This window comes from Aeromicrobium sp. 50.2.37 (assembly GCF_024655735.1).
Lineage (GTDB): Bacteria > Actinomycetota > Actinomycetes > Propionibacteriales > Nocardioidaceae > Aeromicrobium.
Window position 1 is genome coordinate 34,524 of sequence record NZ_JANLGG010000008.1, and the last position, 17,411, is coordinate 51,934.

The 17,411-nt window shown below is 72.8% G+C and carries 19 protein-coding genes; 14 read left to right on the forward strand and 5 right to left on the reverse strand.

The genetic code is table 11. From position 1 onward, the window contains the following. The first annotated feature begins 1 nt into the window (after position 1). Positions 2-832 (forward strand): bifunctional 2-polyprenyl-6-hydroxyphenol methylase/3-demethylubiquinol 3-O-methyltransferase UbiG, encoded by an 831-nt coding sequence (locus tag NUV38_RS06040; RefSeq protein ID WP_257728251.1) that lies wholly within the window; start codon positions 2-4, stop codon positions 830-832. On the opposite strand, the gene NUV38_RS06045 is transcribed toward NUV38_RS06040, so the two are convergent. Next, complete coding sequence (locus NUV38_RS06045) at positions 822-1,262, reverse strand: YdeI/OmpD-associated family protein (protein WP_257728252.1); 441 nt, start codon at positions 1,260-1,262, stop codon at positions 822-824. The genes NUV38_RS06040 and NUV38_RS06045 overlap by 11 nt on opposite strands. Before the next feature lie 125 nt (positions 1,263-1,387). Here NUV38_RS06045 and ggt point away from each other — a divergent pair, with 125 nt between their 5' ends. Beyond that, complete coding sequence (gene ggt / locus NUV38_RS06050; RefSeq protein ID WP_257728253.1) at positions 1,388-3,220, forward strand: gamma-glutamyltransferase; 1,833 nt, start codon at positions 1,388-1,390, stop codon at positions 3,218-3,220. A gap of 136 nt (positions 3,221-3,356) precedes the next feature. On the opposite strand, the gene NUV38_RS06055 is transcribed toward ggt, so the two are convergent. Further along, the gene (locus NUV38_RS06055; protein ID WP_257728254.1) at positions 3,357-4,346 is read right to left on the reverse strand and encodes a 4-hydroxy-3-methylbut-2-enyl diphosphate reductase; all 990 of its coding nucleotides are present in this window, start codon (positions 4,344-4,346) and stop codon (positions 3,357-3,359) included. Positions 4,347-4,586: 240 nt separating this feature from the next. On the opposite strand from NUV38_RS06055, the gene xseA reads away from it, so the two are divergent. Together xseA and NUV38_RS06065 are read left to right on the forward strand one after the other, a co-directional pair. Further along, positions 4,587-5,801 carry an exodeoxyribonuclease VII large subunit gene (gene xseA / locus NUV38_RS06060; protein WP_257728255.1) on the forward strand — a complete coding sequence of 405 codons (1,215 nt, stop codon included), beginning with the start codon at positions 4,587-4,589 and terminating at the stop codon, positions 5,799-5,801. After that, complete coding sequence (locus NUV38_RS06065) at positions 5,791-6,033, forward strand: exodeoxyribonuclease VII small subunit (RefSeq protein ID WP_257728256.1); 243 nt, start codon at positions 5,791-5,793, stop codon at positions 6,031-6,033. The genes xseA and NUV38_RS06065 overlap by 11 nt, the downstream gene beginning before the upstream one ends. Positions 6,034-6,050: 17 nt before the next feature. Here NUV38_RS06065 and NUV38_RS06070 read toward each other — a convergent pair whose 3' ends face one another. Then, positions 6,051-6,581 (reverse strand): DUF4245 domain-containing protein, encoded by a 531-nt coding sequence (locus NUV38_RS06070; RefSeq protein ID WP_257728257.1) that lies wholly within the window; start codon positions 6,579-6,581, stop codon positions 6,051-6,053. Between the two features lie 80 nt (positions 6,582-6,661). Between NUV38_RS06070 and NUV38_RS06075 the strand changes: the two genes are divergently transcribed. From NUV38_RS06075 to NUV38_RS06100, 6 genes are all read left to right on the forward strand, one after another. Then, on the forward strand, positions 6,662-7,051 hold the full coding sequence (locus NUV38_RS06075; RefSeq protein WP_257728258.1) for a molybdopterin-binding protein: 390 nt from the start codon (positions 6,662-6,664) through the stop codon (positions 7,049-7,051). Then, a complete protein-coding gene (gene modA / locus NUV38_RS06080; RefSeq protein ID WP_257728259.1) occupies positions 7,048-7,812 on the forward strand; it encodes a molybdate ABC transporter substrate-binding protein in 765 nt (254 codons plus the stop codon). Before NUV38_RS06075 ends, modA begins: the two co-directional genes overlap by 4 nt. Before the next feature lie 83 nt (positions 7,813-7,895). Then, positions 7,896-8,660, forward strand: coding sequence for an ABC transporter permease (locus NUV38_RS06085; RefSeq protein ID WP_257728330.1), 765 nt, complete (start codon positions 7,896-7,898; stop codon positions 8,658-8,660). Continuing rightward, complete coding sequence (locus tag NUV38_RS06090) at positions 8,657-9,712, forward strand: sulfate/molybdate ABC transporter ATP-binding protein (RefSeq protein ID WP_257728260.1); 1,056 nt, start codon at positions 8,657-8,659, stop codon at positions 9,710-9,712. Before NUV38_RS06085 ends, NUV38_RS06090 begins: the two co-directional genes overlap by 4 nt. Before the next feature lie 29 nt (positions 9,713-9,741). After that, positions 9,742-10,749: a class II fructose-bisphosphatase gene (gene glpX, locus NUV38_RS06095; protein WP_257728261.1), complete on the forward strand. Its 1,008-nt coding sequence runs from the start codon at positions 9,742-9,744 to the stop codon at positions 10,747-10,749. Between the two features lie 40 nt (positions 10,750-10,789). Next, positions 10,790-11,566: a class I SAM-dependent methyltransferase gene (locus NUV38_RS06100; RefSeq protein ID WP_257728262.1), complete on the forward strand. Its 777-nt coding sequence runs from the start codon at positions 10,790-10,792 to the stop codon at positions 11,564-11,566. Between the two features lie 7 nt (positions 11,567-11,573). Here NUV38_RS06100 and NUV38_RS06105 read toward each other — a convergent pair whose 3' ends face one another. Further along, on the reverse strand, positions 11,574-12,188 hold the full coding sequence (locus NUV38_RS06105) for a GrpB family protein (protein ID WP_257728263.1): 615 nt from the start codon (positions 12,186-12,188) through the stop codon (positions 11,574-11,576). Positions 12,189-12,275: 87 nt separating this feature from the next. Between NUV38_RS06105 and NUV38_RS06110 the strand changes: the two genes are divergently transcribed. Further along, positions 12,276-13,178, forward strand: coding sequence for an alpha/beta fold hydrolase (locus NUV38_RS06110; protein ID WP_257728264.1), 903 nt, complete (start codon positions 12,276-12,278; stop codon positions 13,176-13,178). A gap of 6 nt (positions 13,179-13,184) precedes the next feature. Here NUV38_RS06110 and NUV38_RS06115 read toward each other — a convergent pair whose 3' ends face one another. Beyond that, the gene (locus NUV38_RS06115) at positions 13,185-13,553 is read right to left on the reverse strand and encodes a VOC family protein (protein ID WP_257728265.1); all 369 of its coding nucleotides are present in this window, start codon (positions 13,551-13,553) and stop codon (positions 13,185-13,187) included. Here NUV38_RS06115 and NUV38_RS06120 point away from each other — a divergent pair. From NUV38_RS06120 to NUV38_RS06130, 3 genes are read left to right on the forward strand one after another with little or no spacing between them, the layout of a single operon-like run. Next, positions 13,552-14,247 (forward strand): hypothetical protein, encoded by a 696-nt coding sequence (locus NUV38_RS06120; protein WP_257728266.1) that lies wholly within the window; start codon positions 13,552-13,554, stop codon positions 14,245-14,247. The genes NUV38_RS06115 and NUV38_RS06120 overlap by 2 nt on opposite strands. 22 nt (positions 14,248-14,269) lie before the next feature. Next, complete coding sequence (locus tag NUV38_RS06125) at positions 14,270-15,970, forward strand: fumarate hydratase (RefSeq protein ID WP_257728267.1); 1,701 nt, start codon at positions 14,270-14,272, stop codon at positions 15,968-15,970. Between the two features lie 31 nt (positions 15,971-16,001). Further along, a complete protein-coding gene (locus tag NUV38_RS06130; protein ID WP_257728268.1) occupies positions 16,002-17,399 on the forward strand; it encodes an aspartate ammonia-lyase in 1,398 nt (465 codons plus the stop codon). Positions 17,400-17,411 lie beyond the last annotated feature (12 nt).

A 17,411-nucleotide genomic window follows, 5' to 3' on the forward strand; every position in this document is an offset into this window, starting at 1 on the left:
CGTGGAGGAGTACCTGCGGCTCAACCGCGCGATGTGGGACAGCCGCGCGGCACGCCATGCCGCCTCCGCGTCCTACGACCTCGACCGCTACCGCCGTGACCCGGAGGCGATCAGCGACGTTGTCCGGTTCGACCTCCCACGTCTCGGCGACGTCGGCGGCCTCGACACGGTCCACCTGCAGTGCCACATCGGCACCGACACCCTCAGCCTGCACCGACTCGGGGCCACCGTCACCGGGCTCGACCTCTCCCCCGCGTCGCTCGCGGAGGCACGCGCGCTCGCGGCCGAGGTGGGCGCCGACATCGGCTACGTCGAGTCCGACGTGTTCGACGCACCCGAGGCCCTGGGCCGCGAACGCTTCGACCTCGTCTACACCGGCATCGGCGCCATCTGCTGGTTGCCCAGCATCGACCGGTGGGCCGCCACCGTGGCGGCGCTCCTGCGTCCCGGCGGTCGGCTGGTGTTCCGCGACTGCCACCCCATGCTCGGCACCCTCGACGTCGTCGACGACCGCATCGAGCTGGTCTACCCGTACGCCGAGCACGTCGAGCCGCTCGTCTTCGAGGACACCGCGTCCTACGTCGACCCGACCGACCACTCGCTCCCGGGGCTGCCGTCGCGGGAGTGGGCGCACGGTCTCGCGGAGATCCTCACCGCGCTCATGGCCAACGGGATGGTCCTCGAGACAGTGCTGGAGCACGACAGCGTGCCGTGGGTGGCACTGCCGGGCCACATGACGCCGCACCCCGACCATCCGGGCGAGGTACGGCTGAGCGATCGTCCCGAGCGCCTGGCCGCCAGCTTCACGGTCGTGGCGAGCCTCAGGCGCTGAGGGCGTCCAGCACCTTCTGCACGCGGCGAGCCCGGGTGTCGTCCCCCTTCGCGTCAGCCACGCTGCGCGCGTGCTCCTTGCGCCGCGACGGGGCGAGCGCGTCGAAGGCGGCGCGGAGACCGGCGGACCCCAGCGCCTCAGCCAGCGCCGGTGGCACCTCGACCTCGCGCGGCGCGTCGTCGCGCCGGATCACGACGTCGACGGTCTGCCCGACCTCGACGCCCAACGTGGCGCGAGCGGCCTTGCTGAGGCCCACCAGGTTCTCGCCACCCATCCGGGCGAGCCGCAAGGGCACCGTCGTCCCGCCGATCGTCACGGTCACCGGGAACGCCTTGCCGTCGCCCAGCTGGGCGACCTCATCGTCGGTGAGCACGACGGCCGCTGCCGGCCCACGTGGCTCCAGCGTCGTGGACAGGCGCAGCTCGGTCATGGGTCCTCCTCAGGAGCGGCGGCCCTTCGGACGCTCGCTCCGGGGTTGCCGTGGTCACGGGTGCTGCCTAGCGTAGGAGCGACCCGGCCCAGCCAGGGCCGACTTCGGGGGAAGCAGGTCGCGCCATGACCGCACGCACGTCCGTCCGCCTCACCACCGGCCTGCTCGCCGCCGGCCTGGCCACCACCGCGCTGGTCGCCACGACGTCGGCCGCCGAGGCCCGCAAGCCGGCCCCGCGACCACCCGCCGCCTCGTCGACCGCCGTCGGCTCCGGCGGAGCCGTGTCGTCCGTCGACGCCGAGGCGTCCCGCGTGGGCCTCGAGGTGCTGAAGCGTGGCGGCAACGCGGCCGACGCCGCCGTGGCCACCGCGTCGGCGCTCGGCGTCACCGAGCCCTACAGCGCCGGGATCGGTGGCGGCGGCTACTTCGTCTACTACGACGCCAAGCGCAAGAAGGTCTCCACGATCGACGGTCGCGAGACCGCACCGGCCGGCATCACGCGTGACGCGTTCATCGACCCCGCGACCGGCGAGCCCTACCCATTCACGCCCGACCTCGTCTCGTCCGGCGTCGCCGTCGGTGTCCCCGGCACCCCGGCCACCTGGGAGGCGGCGTTGCGCGACCACGGCAGGTGGTCGTTGCGCAAGGCCTTGGCGCCGTCCATCGCCCTGGCCTCGAGGGGGTTCCGCGTCGACGAGACGTTCCGCAGCCAGACGCTCGACAACGCCGAGCGCTTCGCGGCCTTCCCCGCCACGGCGAAGCTGTTCCTGCCGGGCGGCGACGCACCGAAGGTCGGCAGCACGTTCCGCAACCCCGACCTCGCCCGCACCCTCTCGCTCCTCGCGGCGAAGGGACCGCGCGCCTTCTACACCGGTGCGCTCGCCCGCGACGTCGCCCGCACCGTGCAGACGCCCCCCAAGGACCCTGCCTCCGACCTGCCCGCACCCGCGGGCTCCATGACCGAGCGCGACCTCGCCGGGTACCGCGTGGACCGTCAGGCGCCGACGCGGGCCCGCTACCGCGGTCTCGACGTGTACGGCATGGCGCCGTCGTCCTCCGGTGGCATCGCGGTGGGCGAGGCGCTCAACGTCCTCGAGGGGTTCCGGCTCGGTGGGGGCCAGCGCCTCGGCACGTCGCTGCACCTGTTCCTCGAGGCGTCGGCCCGCGTGTTCGCCGACCGCGCCGCCTACGTCGGCGACGTGCCGGGCGTGCCGACGTCGACGCTGCTCAGCCAGCGCTTCGCCGACGCGCGGGCCTGCACCATCGACCCCACGAAGGCGTCGACCCGCCCCGTCGCCGCCGGCGCGCTGGACGGCAAGGGCTGCGAGACCGTGGCCAACGAGGAGAAGCCCGACACCGAGAACATCTCCACCACGCACCTGTCCGTCGTCGACCGGTGGGGCAACGCCGCCTCGTACACGCTCACGATCGAGCAGACCGGCGGGTCGGGCATCACCGTGCCCGGCCGCGGCTTCCTGCTCAACAACGAGCTGACCGACTTCACGGCCGTCTACGACCCGAAGGACCCCAACCGCATCGAGCCGGGCAAGCGTCCTCGGTCGTCGATGTCGCCGACGATCGTGCTCGACCGCGGCCGGGTGAAGTACGTCGTCGGCTCGCCGGGTGGCGCCACCATCATCACGACCGTGCTGCAGGTGCTGGTGAACCGGATCGACCTCGGCATGACCCTGCCCCAGGCCGTGGCCGCGCCGCGGGCATCGCAGCGCAACGTCGCGGTGACGCCCGCCGAGCCCGCGTTCATCGAGCAGTACGGCTCGCTGCTCGCCCCGTTCGGCCAGCAGCTCACGCCGTCGGGTGATGCCTTCACCTCGCAGGCCGAGATCGGCGCGGCCGCCGCGATCGAGCAGGACCGGCGCGGTCGGCTCACCGCGGTCGCCGAGCCCGAGCGCCGCGGTGGCGGCACCGCCCTGGTCGTCAAGCCCGACCGGCGGCGCTGAGCGCGCCGGCCCGGGCTGGCGATTCCCATCACCTGATGGGAATCACGAACTCACCATGGTTCTCCCCCACTCACCATGGAGGGAACACCGAGGTAAGTGGGCGATTCCCATCAAGTGATGGGAATCGTGGGACCGCTCAGACGAGGCCGGCGGCCTTCATGTCCTTGCGCAGCTCGGGCGGGAGGGCGAAGGTGAGGGTCTCGTCGGCGGTGCGGACGGCGGCGGCGTCGGGGTGGCCGTGCTCGGCCAGGTACGTCAGCACGTCCTGCACGAGGTCGTCGGGCACCGAGGCGCCGGACGTGACGCCCACGGTCTCGACGCCGTCGAGCCAGGCCTCGTCGATCTCGCTGATGTCGTCGATCCGGTACGACGCCTTGGCGCCGGCCTCGAGCGCGACCTCGACGAGGCGGACCGAGTTCGAGGAGTTCGACGAGCCGACGACGATGACCAGGTCGGCGTCCTTGGCGATCTCCTTGACCGCGACCTGACGGTTCTGCGTGGCGTAGCAGATGTCGTCGGACGGCGGGTCCTCCAGCTGCGGGAACTTCTCGCGCAGCCGGCGCACCGTCTCCATGGTCTCGTCGACGCTCAGGGTGGTCTGCGACAGCCACGACAGCTTGGTGCCCTCGGGGAACTCGAGGTCGTCGACGTCGGCCGGGCTCTGCACGAGCGTGATGTGCTCGGGGGCCTCGCCCGCGGTGCCCTCGACCTCCTCGTGGCCCTCGTGGCCGATGAGCAGGATGCGGTAGTCGTCGGCGGCGAAGCGGCGGGCCTCGTGGTGCACCTTGGTGACCAGCGGGCAGGTGGCGTCGATGGTCTTGAGGCTCCGCTCGGCCGCCTCGGCGTGCACCATCGGCGACACGCCGTGGGCGGAGAACACCACGGTGGCGCCCTCGGGCACCTCGTCGAGCTCCTCGACGAAGATCGCGCCGCGGTCGGCCAGCGTGTTGACGACGTGCTTGTTGTGCACGATCTGCTTGCGGACGTACACGGGCGCACCGTAGAGGTCGAGCGCCTTCTCGACCGTGATGACGGCGCGGTCGACGCCCGCACAGTAGCCGCGCGGGTCGGCGAGCAGGACGCTCCCGCCGACGGGGGGCATGCCGAGGTGCACGTTGGTCGTCATGACCTCATCGTAACGACCGGGGGCAGACGTCGAGGACGTCCGCCGCCTCCCTCCGGCCCGGGAGGTAGGTCTGGCACCCCATCGGCGGTCGATGAGGTGCCAGACCTACCTCCGGGCGGCCCGTTCGGTGCCTCACCTACCTCTGACGGCCCGTTCGGTGCCTCACCTACCTCCGACGGAGCCGGACGGGGAGGCCGTGGGTGGCACGGCGCGTCGGGGGGACCTCCTAGGGTGTGGGCCATGGGCCTGGACACGAGCGCGGACTCCCCCGCGCCGCTGCGCCAGGTCTCCACGCTCATCGGGCAGTGGGTCGGCCGGCTCGGGCCGGTGTGGGTCGAGGCCGAGGTCGCCCAGCTGACCCGTCGCCCCGGCATCTGCTTCCTCGTCCTGCGCGACCTGCGCGCCACCCTCTCGGTGCGGGCCACCTGCCACGCCTCGGTGCTCGATGCGTCCCCCGCCCCGGTCACCGAGGGCGCGCGGGTGGTCGTGCACGCCAAGCCGGAGTTCTACGAGCCCAACGGGTCGCTGACGCTGCAGATCCGCGAGATCCGGCCCGCCGGCGAGGGCGAGCTGCTGGCCCAGCTCGAACGCCGCAAGCAGCTGCTGGCTGCCGAGGGCCTGTTCGACGCCCGGCTCAAGAAGCCGCTGCCGTTCCTGCCCGGCACCGTCGGGCTCGTGACCGGTCGCGCCTCGGCCGCCGAGCGCGACGTGCTCGAGAACGCCCGGCTGCGCTGGCCCGGGGTGACGTTCGAGGTCCGGCACGCCCTCATGCAAGGCAGCGGCTCGGCCCGTGCCGTGGCCGCCGCCGTCGAGGAGCTCGCGTCGCAGGTCGACGTCATCGTGGTCGCGCGCGGCGGCGGGTCGCTCGAGGACCTCCTGCCGTTCTCCGACGAGGCCCTGGTGCGCACCGTCCACGCCTGCCGCGTGCCGGTGGTGAGTGCCATCGGCCACGAGCAGGACACCCCGCTGCTCGACCTCGTGGCCGACGTCCGCGCGTCCACTCCCACCGACGCCGCCAAGCGGGTCGTCCCCGACGCCGCCGAGGAGAACGACCGGCTCGCCGGTGCCCGCGCCCGCCTGCGCCGGGCCGTCTCGGGCTTCGTCGAGCACGAGGCGCACGCGCTGGCCCAGCTGCGCTCCCGCCCAGTGCTCGCCGCGCCGCTCACGCTCGTCGATGCCCAGGAGGACGCCCTGGTGCACCTGCGCGAACGCACCCACCGGGCGCTCGGGCACCGGCTCGATCGCGAGCGCGACGCCGTCGGCCACCACCTCGCGCGGGTCAGGGCGCTCTCGCCCCTGGCCACGCTCGAGCGCGGCTACGCCGTGGCCCAGACCGCCGACGGGCACGTGCTCACGTCGGTCCACGACGTGCCCGACGCCTTCGTCGTGCGCCTGGCCGACGGCAGCGCGCACGTCACCACCGACCGCACCGAGGAGACCCGCCATGACGACTGACCCCGCCCCCGAGACGGAACTTGACGGGCAGGAGCTCTCCTACGAGCAGGCGCGCGACGAGCTGGTCAGCGTCGTCCAGCGGCTCGAGAACGGTGGCGTCGGCCTCGAGGAGTCGCTGGCCCTGTGGGAGCGCGGCGAGCACCTGGCGGCCGTCTGCCAGCGGTGGCTCGACGGTGCCCGCGCCCGGCTGGACCGCGCCGCCGGGCACGACGGCGACGACGACGAGGCCTGACCCGGCGCCCCTCCCGCTCAGGAGAGCGAGGCCAGGTAGCGCTCGAGCGTCTCGCGGTCCACGTCGCTGGTCACGACGGCGGTGGTGCGCTGCTCGGGGCCGTCCACCTCGCGCGAGTAGGTGGTCTCGCCACCCGGTGACGTCCAGCGGGTCCAGGTCTGGCCACCGACCTGCACGTCGTCCGCCCGCTCGCTGCCCTCGGCGTACTCGTCGACGGCGGCGTCCTCGCCCTCGGGCGCCTGCGTGAGGCCGATGAAGTCGGTGTCGGCGGTCAGCGTCCCCAGGCTCCACACGCCGTCGCGCACCCGCGACGACGTGACCTTCCAGCCCTCCGGCAGCGACGTGGGCGCCAACAGGTCGGCCCCGGTCTCGCGCTCGGCGCCGGGCAGCACCGCGGCGTAGTCGACCTCGGGCACGTCGGGGGTGTCGGGCGTGTTGCCGAACAGGAACTGCGTCGCGGCCCAGACCAACAGCAGGGCTGCGCCGAGAACTCCGACGGAGCGGAGGATGTCCCCCAGCTTGGGATTGCCCCGACTGGAGCCGGCCATGCGTCCTCCCCTGCTCTTTCCTGCCGCACCTGCGGCTTGTTCGTCGGTATTCGGCCGCGAGTGCGGCTAGGCTGCCCGGCATGGTCGTGCACAGGCTCTCCGACGCCGCCGCGCTCGTCGGCGTCAGCGATGACACCCTACGACGCTGGCAGCAGCAGGGCCGGTTCAACCCGGTCGACGTCGACGGCCGGGCCGGCATCGAGGGCGTGGACCTCGCGAGGCTCGCCGCCGACCACGCGGCGACCCCCGACCACGGACCCGAGCACACGAGCGCGCGCAACCGGCTGCGCGGCATCGTCACCCGGGTCACGGCCGACACCGTGATGGCCCAGGTCGAGCTCGTCTGCGGGCCCTACCGCGTGGTCTCCCTCGTCAGTCGCGAGTCCGTCGACGCCCTCGGCCTGGAGCCCGGCGCCATCGCCTGGGCCACCGTCAAGTCCACCAACGTCTCGCTGGAGGTCACACCGTGAAGCGTCTCGCCCTGCTCGTCCCGGCCCTCGCCCTGGGCCTGTCCGGCTGCGGCAACAGCGACGCCGTGGACCCCCGGGCCGACGTCGACAGCACGCTCACCGTCTTCGCGGCGGCCTCGTTGAAGGGGTCGTTCACCGAGCTCGCCGACCGCTTCGAGGAGCAGAACGAGGGCGTCACCGTGGAGCTGAGCTTCGCCGGGTCGTCCGACCTCGCCGCGCAGATCGCCGAGGGTGCCCCCGCCGACGTGTTCGCCTCGGCCGACGAGAGGAACATGACGACGCTGGTCGACGAGGACCTCGTGGAGGGCGAGCCGGAGGCCTTCGCCACCAACACGCTCGTCATCGTGACCCCTCCGGACGACCCGGGCGACGTCACCTCGCTGGCCGACCTGGGCAACCCCGACCTCGACGTCGTGGTCTGCGCGCCCCAGGTGCCGTGCGGCGCCGCGTCCGAGAAGCTCGCGGAGAAGGCCGGTGTCACGCTGGCTCCCGACAGCGAGGAGCAGTCGGTGACCGACGTGCTGGCCAAGGTCGCGGCCGGCGAGGCCGACGCGGGCCTGGTCTACGTGACGGACGCCGAGGCCGCGGGCGACGACGTCGAGACCGTCGAGGTCCCCGGCGCCGACGACGTGGTCAACACCTACCCGATCGCGGCGCTCGCGGACGCCCGCCAGCCCGGGCTCGCCCAGGACTGGATCGAGTGGGTCACGAGCGACGAGGGTCAGAAGGTGCTGGACGACGCCGGCTTCGGCCCGCCGTGACCACACCGACTCCCGCGCAGGCCACCGCGGGGCGGTGTGAGGCGGGCCGGGCCCGCGAGGACCGCTCCCCCACCTCCGGCGACCTGCCCGGCTGGATCTGGGTGCCCGCTGCGGCCGGCGCGGCCCTGGTGGTGCTGCCGCTCGTGGCCCTGCTGGCCCGCGTCGAGTGGGCCGACCTGCCGTCGTTGCTGACGTCGGAGTCGGCGCGGTCGGCCCTCTGGCTGAGCCTGCGGACGGCGGCGGTGTCAACGGTGCTGTGCGTCGTGCTGGGCGTGCCCATGGCCTTCGTCCTGGCGCGCGCCCGGTTCCCCGGCCAAGCGCTCCTGCGCGCGCTCGTCCTGCTGCCGCTGGTGCTGCCGCCGGTCGTGGGTGGCATCGCACTGCTGGCCACGTTCGGTCGGCGGGGACTGCTCGGCGAGTCGTTGGACGTGCTGGGCATCCAGGTGGCGTTCTCCACGACCGCGGTGGTGCTGGCGCAGACGTTCGTCGCCCTGCCGTTCCTGGTGATCAGCCTGGAGGGCAGCCTTCGCACGGCGGGCCGCCGCTACGAGGTGGTGGCCGCGACGCTCGGGGCACGCCCCACCACGGTCCTGCGCCGGATCAGCGTCCCTCTCGTGCTCCCGGGCCTCCTCTCCGGCGCCGTGCTGGCGTTCGCCCGTGCCCTGGGCGAGTTCGGCGCCACGATCACCTTCGCCGGCAGCCTGCAGGGGGTCACGCGCACCCTGCCGCTCGAGATCTACCTGCAGCGCGAGACCGATCCCGACGCCGCCGTCGCGCTGTCGCTGCTGCTCGTCGTCGCGGCGGTGGCCGTGATCGCGCTGGTCCGCGGACGGGGGTCCTCGCTGTGAGCGTGCAGCTGGTCGTCGACGCCCCCGACCGCGGCGTCACGCTCGAGCTCGACGTCCAGCCGGGCACCACCCTGGGCCTCGTGGGGCCCAACGGTGCCGGGAAGTCGACCGTGCTCGCCACGCTCGCCGGCACGCTGCGTCCGCACCACGGACGCGTGGTCGTCGACGGCGAGGTGCTGCTCGACACCACCTCCGGCACGTGGCGAGCCCCGCACGAGCGCGGCGTCGGCCTGCTGGCGCAGGAGCCGCTGCTGTTCCCCCACCTCAGCGTCCTCGACAACGTGGCCTTCGGGCCGCGCAGCGCGGGGGCCTCGAGGGCCGCGGCACGGGAGACCGCCCGCGACCATCTCGGCGAGCTGGGCTGCGCGGACCTGGCGGACCGCCGGCCCGGCACCCTGTCAGGCGGGCAGGCCGCTCGGGTCGCCCTGGCCAGGGCGCTGGCCCCCGACCCGCGTCTGCTCCTGCTGGACGAGCCGATGGCCGCCCTCGACGCGGGCACCGTTCCGCTGCTGCGCTCGGCGCTCGCGCAGGTGCTTCGCCGACGTCGACAGGAGGGCGGGACGGCCGTCCTGGTCACCCACGACGTGCTCGACGCCCTGCTGCTGACGGACCGGCTCGCGGTCGTCGAGGACGGTCGCCTGGTCGACGTCGGCCCCACGGCTCGCGTCCTGGAGCAGCCACGGAGCAGGTTCGCCGCCGACCTCGCCGGACTCAACCTGGTGCGCGGGACCGCGACCGGCCCGGGCCTGCACGGCGACGACGGGCTCGTGGTGCACGCCGCCACGGCCGCGCTGACCGACGGCAGCCCGGCCGTGGCCGTCCTCGACCCGGCGGCGGTCGCGGTGCACCTCGACGCACCCGTCGGGAGCCCGCGCAACGTGTGGCCCGCCACCGTCACGGCGGTCGAGCCGCGCGGCCGTCGCGCGCTCGTGCGGACCGACGTCGTGAGCGCCGACGTGACCGTCGACGCCGTCGCCGAGCTGCGACTGGAGCCCGGCCGACGCGTCCACCTGGTGGTCAAGGCGAGCGAGGTCCAGGTCCACGGGCTCTGATCGACGCCCGTCGCCGGTAGGGTGCACTCGTGGACAGCCTGCAGCCCGCCGCCCAAGCCCCGGACCGCAACCTCGCCCTGGACCTCGTCCGAGTCACGGAGGCCGGCGCCATGGCCGCCGGCCGGTGGGTCGGGCGCGGGGACAAGAACGGCGCCGACGGCGTGGCCGTCAACGCGATGCGGAGCCTCATCAACACCGTCGCGATGGACGGTGTCGTCGTCATCGGCGAGGGCGAGAAGGACGAAGCCCCCATGCTGTTCAACGGCGAGCACGTCGGCGACGGAACGGGCCCGGAGTGCGACGTCGCGGTCGACCCGATCGACGGCACCACGCTGTGCGCCAAGGGCATGCCCAACGCCATCGCGGTCATGGCCGTCGCTCCCCGCGGCTCCATGTACGACCCGTCGGCGGTCTTCTACATGGAGAAGCTCGTGGCGGGCCCCGAGGCCGCCGACGCGGTGGACATCCGCCTGCCGGTGGCCGAGAACATCGCCCGCGTGGCGAAGGCCAAGGGCATCAGCAACAGCGACGTCACGGTCTGCGTGCTCGACCGACCCCGCCACGCCGACCTCACGCAGCAGATCCGCGACGCGGGCGCGCGCATCAAGTTCATCAGCGACGGCGACGTCGCCGGGGCCATCGTGGCCGTGCAGCCCGACTCCGGCGTCGACCTGCTCGTCGGGACCGGCGGCACGCCCGAGGGCATCATCACGGCGTGCGCGATCAAGGCGATCGGCGGCGTGATCCAGGGCCGCCTCGCCCCCACCGACGACGACGAGCGGCAGCGTGCGATCGACGCCGGCCACGACCTCGACCGTGTGCTGCTCACCGACGACCTCGTCGTCGCCGACGACTGCTTCTTCGTGGCCACCGGCATCACCGACGGCGAGCTGCTGTCCGGCGTGCGCTACTCGGCCGGCAAGGCGTTCACCGAGTCGATCGTCATGCGCTCGCGCAGCGGCACGATCCGCAAGATCACCAGCGAGCACCAGCTCACGAAGCTCAAGGCCTACTCGTCGATCGACTACGAGCACTGAGCCTGCGCCGAACGCAGCGTGGCCGACGATCGGGGGATCCGTGGAGACGTCTGACGAGGGACGCGCTCGCCACGTGCGCAGCGTCGACGACGTGCTGGCCCTCATGGACACCCTGTTCGAGTCGACCGCCGACCGGTGGTCCGACGGGGCGGGCCGGTCCTGGTGGGACGACTTCTACGCCGACCGGTCGCGCCCGGTGCCGTTCTTCGTCGACAAGCCCGACGAGAACCTGGTCGCCTGGCTCGACGCCGGGCTGGTTCCTCCGGGCCGCGCGCTCGACCTGGGCTGCGGCGCAGGGCGCAACGCCCGCCACCTGGCGTCGCGCGGCTTCCAGGTCGACGGGATCGACCTGTCGCAGACCGCCGTCGCGTGGGCCCGCGAGCACGCACCCGACCAGGAGCCAGCCCGAGAGCCAGCCCAGAGACCAGCACCGCGCTTCCACGTCGGCGACGCACTCGGCGAGGCCGGCGCGGCCCTGACGGGACCGTACGAGCTCGTCTACGACTCCGGATGCCTGCACCACCTGCCCCCGCACCGACGCATCGCCTACCTGCGCCTGCTCGACCGCGTGATCGCGCCGGGCGGTGTCCTCGGCGTCGTCTGCTTCGCCGACGGGCGGATGGGCACGAGCGTGCCGGACGCCGAGCTGTACGTGCGCGGCGGGCTCGAGGGCGGGCTGGCGTTCACGCCGGAGTCGCTGCGCTGGATCTTCCAGGACCTCGAGCCCGTCGAGGCTCGGCCGATGATGGCCCAGGGCCCGGAGACGGCGCTGTTCGGCGAGGAGTTCCTCCTCACCGCGCTCTTCCGCCGCCCGTGAGGTGCCGTCAGCGGGGTCGGGGCAGGCCCGCGGCGGCGAAGATCCGCGCGTAGATCTCCCGCACCACCGTCTGCTTGCGTGCGTTGTACTGCATGACGTGCTCGCCCGCCTCGGCCGCGGCCGTCGCTGCCACCCGCTTGGCGGTGGCGTACAGCTCTCGGTCGTCGGGGTGGCTGCGCAGCCAGTCGCGGAACATCAGCATCCGCTCCGCCTCGGCCGAGTCGCGCTCGAACAGGTGCAGGTTGGTGCGCGGCCGACCGTGGCGCAGCAGGCGGTGCCCGTACCACCACGGCTCGCGCACCGTCAGGACGAAGCCCTGCTGCTCCAGCGCCGGGACGTAGGCGTCCTCGTCGGCGGGATCGGGCACCACCAGGAGCAGGTCGATGATCGGTTTGGCCGGGAGCCCGGGCACCGACGTGGACCCCACGTGCTCGAGGCTCACGGCGGTCGGCCCGAGCGCCGCGCGCACGGTCGCGACCAGGCCGGCCGCCTGCTCCGGCCAGGTCGGGTCCGGGTCGACGACCGCCACCTCGCGGCCCGGTCCCGCACCACCGACCCAGGGGCTTGCGCCGGGCGGCGGCTCGGCCTCGGCGAACGCGACGATCTCCTCCGGAGTGGCCATGGACCGACCCTAGACCGGCCGCCCGGCGGTCCGGGCGCGCGACGGTTCCACGCGCTCGGCTGGTCCCGAAACCGTACGATCGGGTCCATGGCCGGTTCTGGAGAACAGTTCGCGCACCTGCCCTCGGGCATCGACCTCTGCTTCGAGACGTTCGGTGACCCGGGCGATCCACCCGTCCTGCTCGTCATGGGCCTGGGCGGTCCGATGGGCTGGTGGGACAGCGAGTTCTGCGAGCGCCTGGTGGCCCGCGGCTACTTCGTGGTCCGCTACGACAACCGCGACACCGGCCGCTCCACCAAGCTGCGCCAGCACCGGGTCAGCCGGATCGACATCCTCAAGGCGGTGGCGGGCCTGGCGAAGGCGCCGTACTCCATGGGCGACCTGGCCACCGACGCCTTCGGCCTGCTCGACCACCTCGGCATCGACGCCGCGCACGTCGTGGGCGTGTCGATGGGCGGGATGATCGTGCAGACCATGGCCGTGGCCGAGCCCGACCGCGTGCTGTCGCTGACGTCGATCATGTCGACCACCGGGAAGCGCACCGTCGGCTACCAGAACCCCAAGATCCTCCCGGCGCTGCTGAGCAAGGCCGGCCACACCCGCGACGAGTACGTGGCCCGCTCCCTGCGCGGCACGTCGATGATCTCGTCGCCGGACTTCCCGACCGACGAGGAGTTCGCCCGCAACCGCGCCTACGAGACGTACGACCGCGGCTGGTCGGCCGGCGGTGTCACGCGCCAGCTCATGGCGATCCTCACGCAGCCCGACCGCACCGTGGACCTCGAGGCGCTCGACGTGCCGGCGACCGTGATCCACGGCCTGAAGGACCCGCTCGTGCACCGCTCCGGCGGCCGCGCCACGGCGGCCGCGCTCAAGGGTTCGGAGCACCTCGAGATCGCCGGCATGGCCCACGACCTGCCGAGCCAGCTCTACGACACGATCATCGACGCGGTCGTGCGCACGGCCGACCGTGCGTCGTCCCGGCGCTGACGCGTCCTAGGACTCGCTCCACACCCCGAGCTGGTTGCCCGCGGGATCGGTGAAGTGGAACCGCCGCCCCCCGGGGAAGGCGAAGATGTCGTCGACCACCGAGCCGCCGGCGTCGAGGACCGCGCGGTGCGTGGCCTCGAGGTCGGCCGACCACATCTGCACGAGCGGACCGCTCGTCCCCGGGGTCCCGGACGGGTCGAGTCCGCCGACCTCACCGTCGCCGTCGAGCGCCTGGATCCCGACGTAGGCGGGGTCGTCGGCCGGGCCGTAGTCCGTGAAGGACCACCCGAAGGCCGCACCGTAGAAGGCCTTCGCCGCCTGCAGGTCCGGGGCCGGGAGCTCGACGTAGTCGATGCCGTGGTGGGTGTGCGTCATGACCGCGACGCTAGCCCCGACCACCGACACCCCGGCCCGCGACGACCGTCCTAGGCTGGCCGACGTGGACGACGAGGTGGTGGTGCGGACGCGGGCCGACGGTGCCACGGAGCTGCGCGTCAACGGCGTGTTCGTCATGGACGACGTCGAGACCTCCTCCGAGCGGGTGCTCGCGGAGCACGCGCTCGACGCCGGAGCCCGCGAGGTGCTCGTCGGAGGCCTGGGACTCGGGTTCACCGCCCGCGCGCTGCTCGCGGCCGAGGGTGGTCGACGCGTCGAGCGGCTGGTGGTGGCGGAGCTGCACGACGGCGTGGTCCGGGCGGTGCGCGACGGTGCCGGCGCCGGTCCCGACGTGCTCGACGACCCGCGCTGCACCGTGGTGGTCGGCGACGTGCTCGACGTCGTCACGGCCCAGCCCGCGGCGTCGCTCGACGCCGTGCTCCTCGACGTCGACAACGGGCCGGACTTTCTCGTGCACGACGCCAATGCGGCCGTCTACGACGCCACCGGGCTGCGCACGTGCGCCCGTGCACTGAGGCCGGGCGGGACGCTGGCCGTGTGGTCGATGGCCGACTCCGCGCCCCTGCGCGAGCGGCTCGGCGAGGTGCTCGACGACGTCCGCGCCGTCGCCGTGCCCGTCGACCTCCAGGGCCGCGCCGAGCACTACTGGGTCCTCACCGGCCACGCCCGCTGAGCCGGAACGCTATGGTCGCCCCGTGGCAGCCGCAGACTTCCTCTACACCGACCTGCTCCCGACCGGGCCCGACGAGACGCCGTACCGCCTCGTCACGACCGAGGGTGTCTCGACGTCCGAGGTCACCCTGCCGGACGGCAGCACCCGCACCTTCCTGCACGTGGAGCCCGAGGCGATCCGCCGGCTCACCGCGGAGGCGATGCACGACATCAGCCACTACCTGCGGCCCGCGCACCTCGCCCAGCTGCGGCGCATCATCGACGACCCGGAGGCCTCCGGCAACGACCGGTTCGTGGCGCTCGACCTGCTGAAGAACGTCAACATCTCCGCCGGCGGCGTGCTGCCCATGTGCCAGGACACCGGCACCGCGATCGTCATGGGCAAGAAGTCCGAGGGCGTCCTCACCGGCGCCGACGACGCCGAGGCCATCAGCCGGGGCGTGCACGACGCCTACACGACGCTCAACCTGCGGTACAGCCAGCTCGCTCCCCTCACCACGTACGAGGAGAAGAACACCGGCACCAACCTGCCGGCGCAGATCGAGCTGTACTCCACGCCGGGCACCAAGCCCACCCCCGAGTACTCGTTCCTGTTCATGGCCAAGGGCGGAGGGTCGGCCAACAAGTCGTTCCTGTACCAGGAGACGAAGGCGATCCTGAACCCCACGCGGCTGCTGGAGTTCCTCGACGAGAAGATCAAGAGCCTCGGCACCGCGGCCTGCCCGCCGTACCACCTGGCGGTCGTCATCGGCGGCACGTCGGCGGAGTTCGCGCTCAAGACCGCCAAGTACGCGTCGGCGCACTACCTCGACGAGCTGCCCACCGAGGGCTCGATGAGCGCGCACGGGTTCCGCGACGTCGAGCTGGAGCAGCAGGTCTTCGAGCTGACGCAGTCGTTCGGCATCGGCGCCCAGTTCGGCGGCAAGTACTTCTGCCACGACGTCCGCGTCGTGCGGCTGCCGCGCCACGGCGCCTCCTGTCCCGTGGCGATCGCCGTCTCCTGCTCGGCCGACCGCCAGGCCCGCGCCAAGATCACCCCCGAGGGCGTGTTCCTCGAGCAGCTCGAGACCGATCCGGCGCAGTACATGCCCGACGCGGGCGTGGCCGAGGACATCAGCGGCGGCGAGGTCGTGCAGGTCGACCTCACCCGACCGATGGACGAGATCCGCGCCCAGCTGTCGCAGTACCCGGTCAAGACGCGGCTGTCGCTCACCGGTCCGCTCGTCGTGGCCCGCGACATCGCGCACGCCAAGATCGCCGAGCTGCTCGACGCCGGGAAGCCGATGCCGCAGTACCTGAAGGACCACCCCGTCTACTACGCCGGACCGGCCAAGACGCCCGAGGGCATGGCGTCCGGGTCGTTCGGTCCGACGACGGCCGGCCGCATGGACTCCTACGTGCGCCGCTTCCAGGAGGCCGGTGGCTCCCTGGTCATGCTCGCCAAGGGCAACCGCAGCAAGCAGGTCACCGAGGCGTGCGACGCGTTCGGCGGCTTCTACCTGGGCTCCATCGGTGGCCCGGCCGCCCGTCTGGCCCAGGACTGCATCCGCAGCCAGGAGGTGCTGGAGTACCCCGAGCTGGGCATGGAGGCGGTCTGGAAGATCGAGGTCGAGGACTTCCCGGCGTTCATCGTCGTCGACGACAAGGGCAACGACTTCTTCACCGACCCGTCCGGCACCGTGACCGTCCCGGTCTCCGGGCTGCGGGTCCGCTCGGCCGAGTAGCCCCTGCGCGGGTCCGCGCTAGCGTGGAGGCATGACCGAGACCGACACGACCTGGCGCATCGAGCACGACACCATGGGCGAGGTGAAGGTGCCCGCCGACGCCCTCTGGCGAGCCCAGACGCAGCGCGCCGTCGAGAACTTCCCGATCTCCGGCACGCCCATCGAGCCCGCCCAGATCAAGGCCCTGGCCCAGATCAAGGGCGCCTGCGCGAAGGCCAACGCCGAGCTGGGCATCCTCGACGCCGACGTCGCCGAGGCGATCGTCGCCGCCGCGGCCGAGGTCGCCACCGGCGCCCACGACGGCCAGTTCCCGATCGACGTGTTCCAGACCGGGTCGGGCACGTCGAGCAACATGAACACCAACGAGGTCATCGCCACCCTCGCCACGCGCTCCCTCGGGAAGGACGTGCACCCGAACGACCACGTCAACGCGTCGCAGTCCAGCAACGACGTCTTCCCGACCTCGATCCACGTGGCGGCCACCGCGTCGGTCGCGAACGAGCTGCTGCCCGACCTCGACCACCTCGCGCAGTCGCTCGAGCGCAAGGCCGACGAGTTCGCCGAGGTCGTGAAGTCCGGCCGCACGCACCTGATGGACGCCACCCCCGTGACCCTCGGCCAGGAGTTCGCCGGGTATGCGGCCCAGGTGCGCAAGGGCATCGCCCGCATCGAGCGCGCCCTGCCGTCGGCCGCCGAGGTTCCCCTCGGCGGCACCGCCGTCGGCACCGGCATCAACACCCCGGTCGGGTTCCCGCAGCGGGTCATCGAGCTGCTCGCGGCCGACACGGGCCTGCCGATCACCGAGGCCACCGACCACTTCGAGGCCCAGGGCGCCCGGGACGGGATCGTCGAGCTGTCCGGGGCGCTGCGCACCGTCGCCGTCAGCCTCACCAAGATCTGCAACGACCTGCGCTGGATGGGATCCGGACCCCGCACGGGTCTCGGCGAGATCAACCTGCCGGACCTGCAGCCCGGGTCGAGCATCATGCCCGGCAAGGTGAACCCGGTGCTGCCCGAGGCCACGCTCATGGTGTGCGCGCAGGTCATCGGCAACGACGCGACCATCACGTACGCGGGTGCGTCGGGGTCGTTCGAGCTGAACGTGCAGCTGCCGGTCATCGGCCGCAACGTCCTGGAGTCGATCCGGCTGCTGGGCAACACCTCCCGGGTCCTCGCCGACCGCTGCGTCGACGGCATCACGGCCAACGTCGAGCGGTGCCTCGAGCTCGCCGAGTCGAGCCCCTCGGTGGTCACGCCCCTCAACCGCCACATCGGCTACGAGAACGCTGCGGCCGTGGCCAAGAAGGCGGTCAAGGAGCGCAAGACGATCCGCGAGGTCGTGCTCGAGGAGGGCTACGTCGAGCGTGGCGACCTCTCCGAGCCCGACCTCGACGCCGCCCTCGACGTCATGAGCATGACCCACCCCTGACGCTCCCCCCGG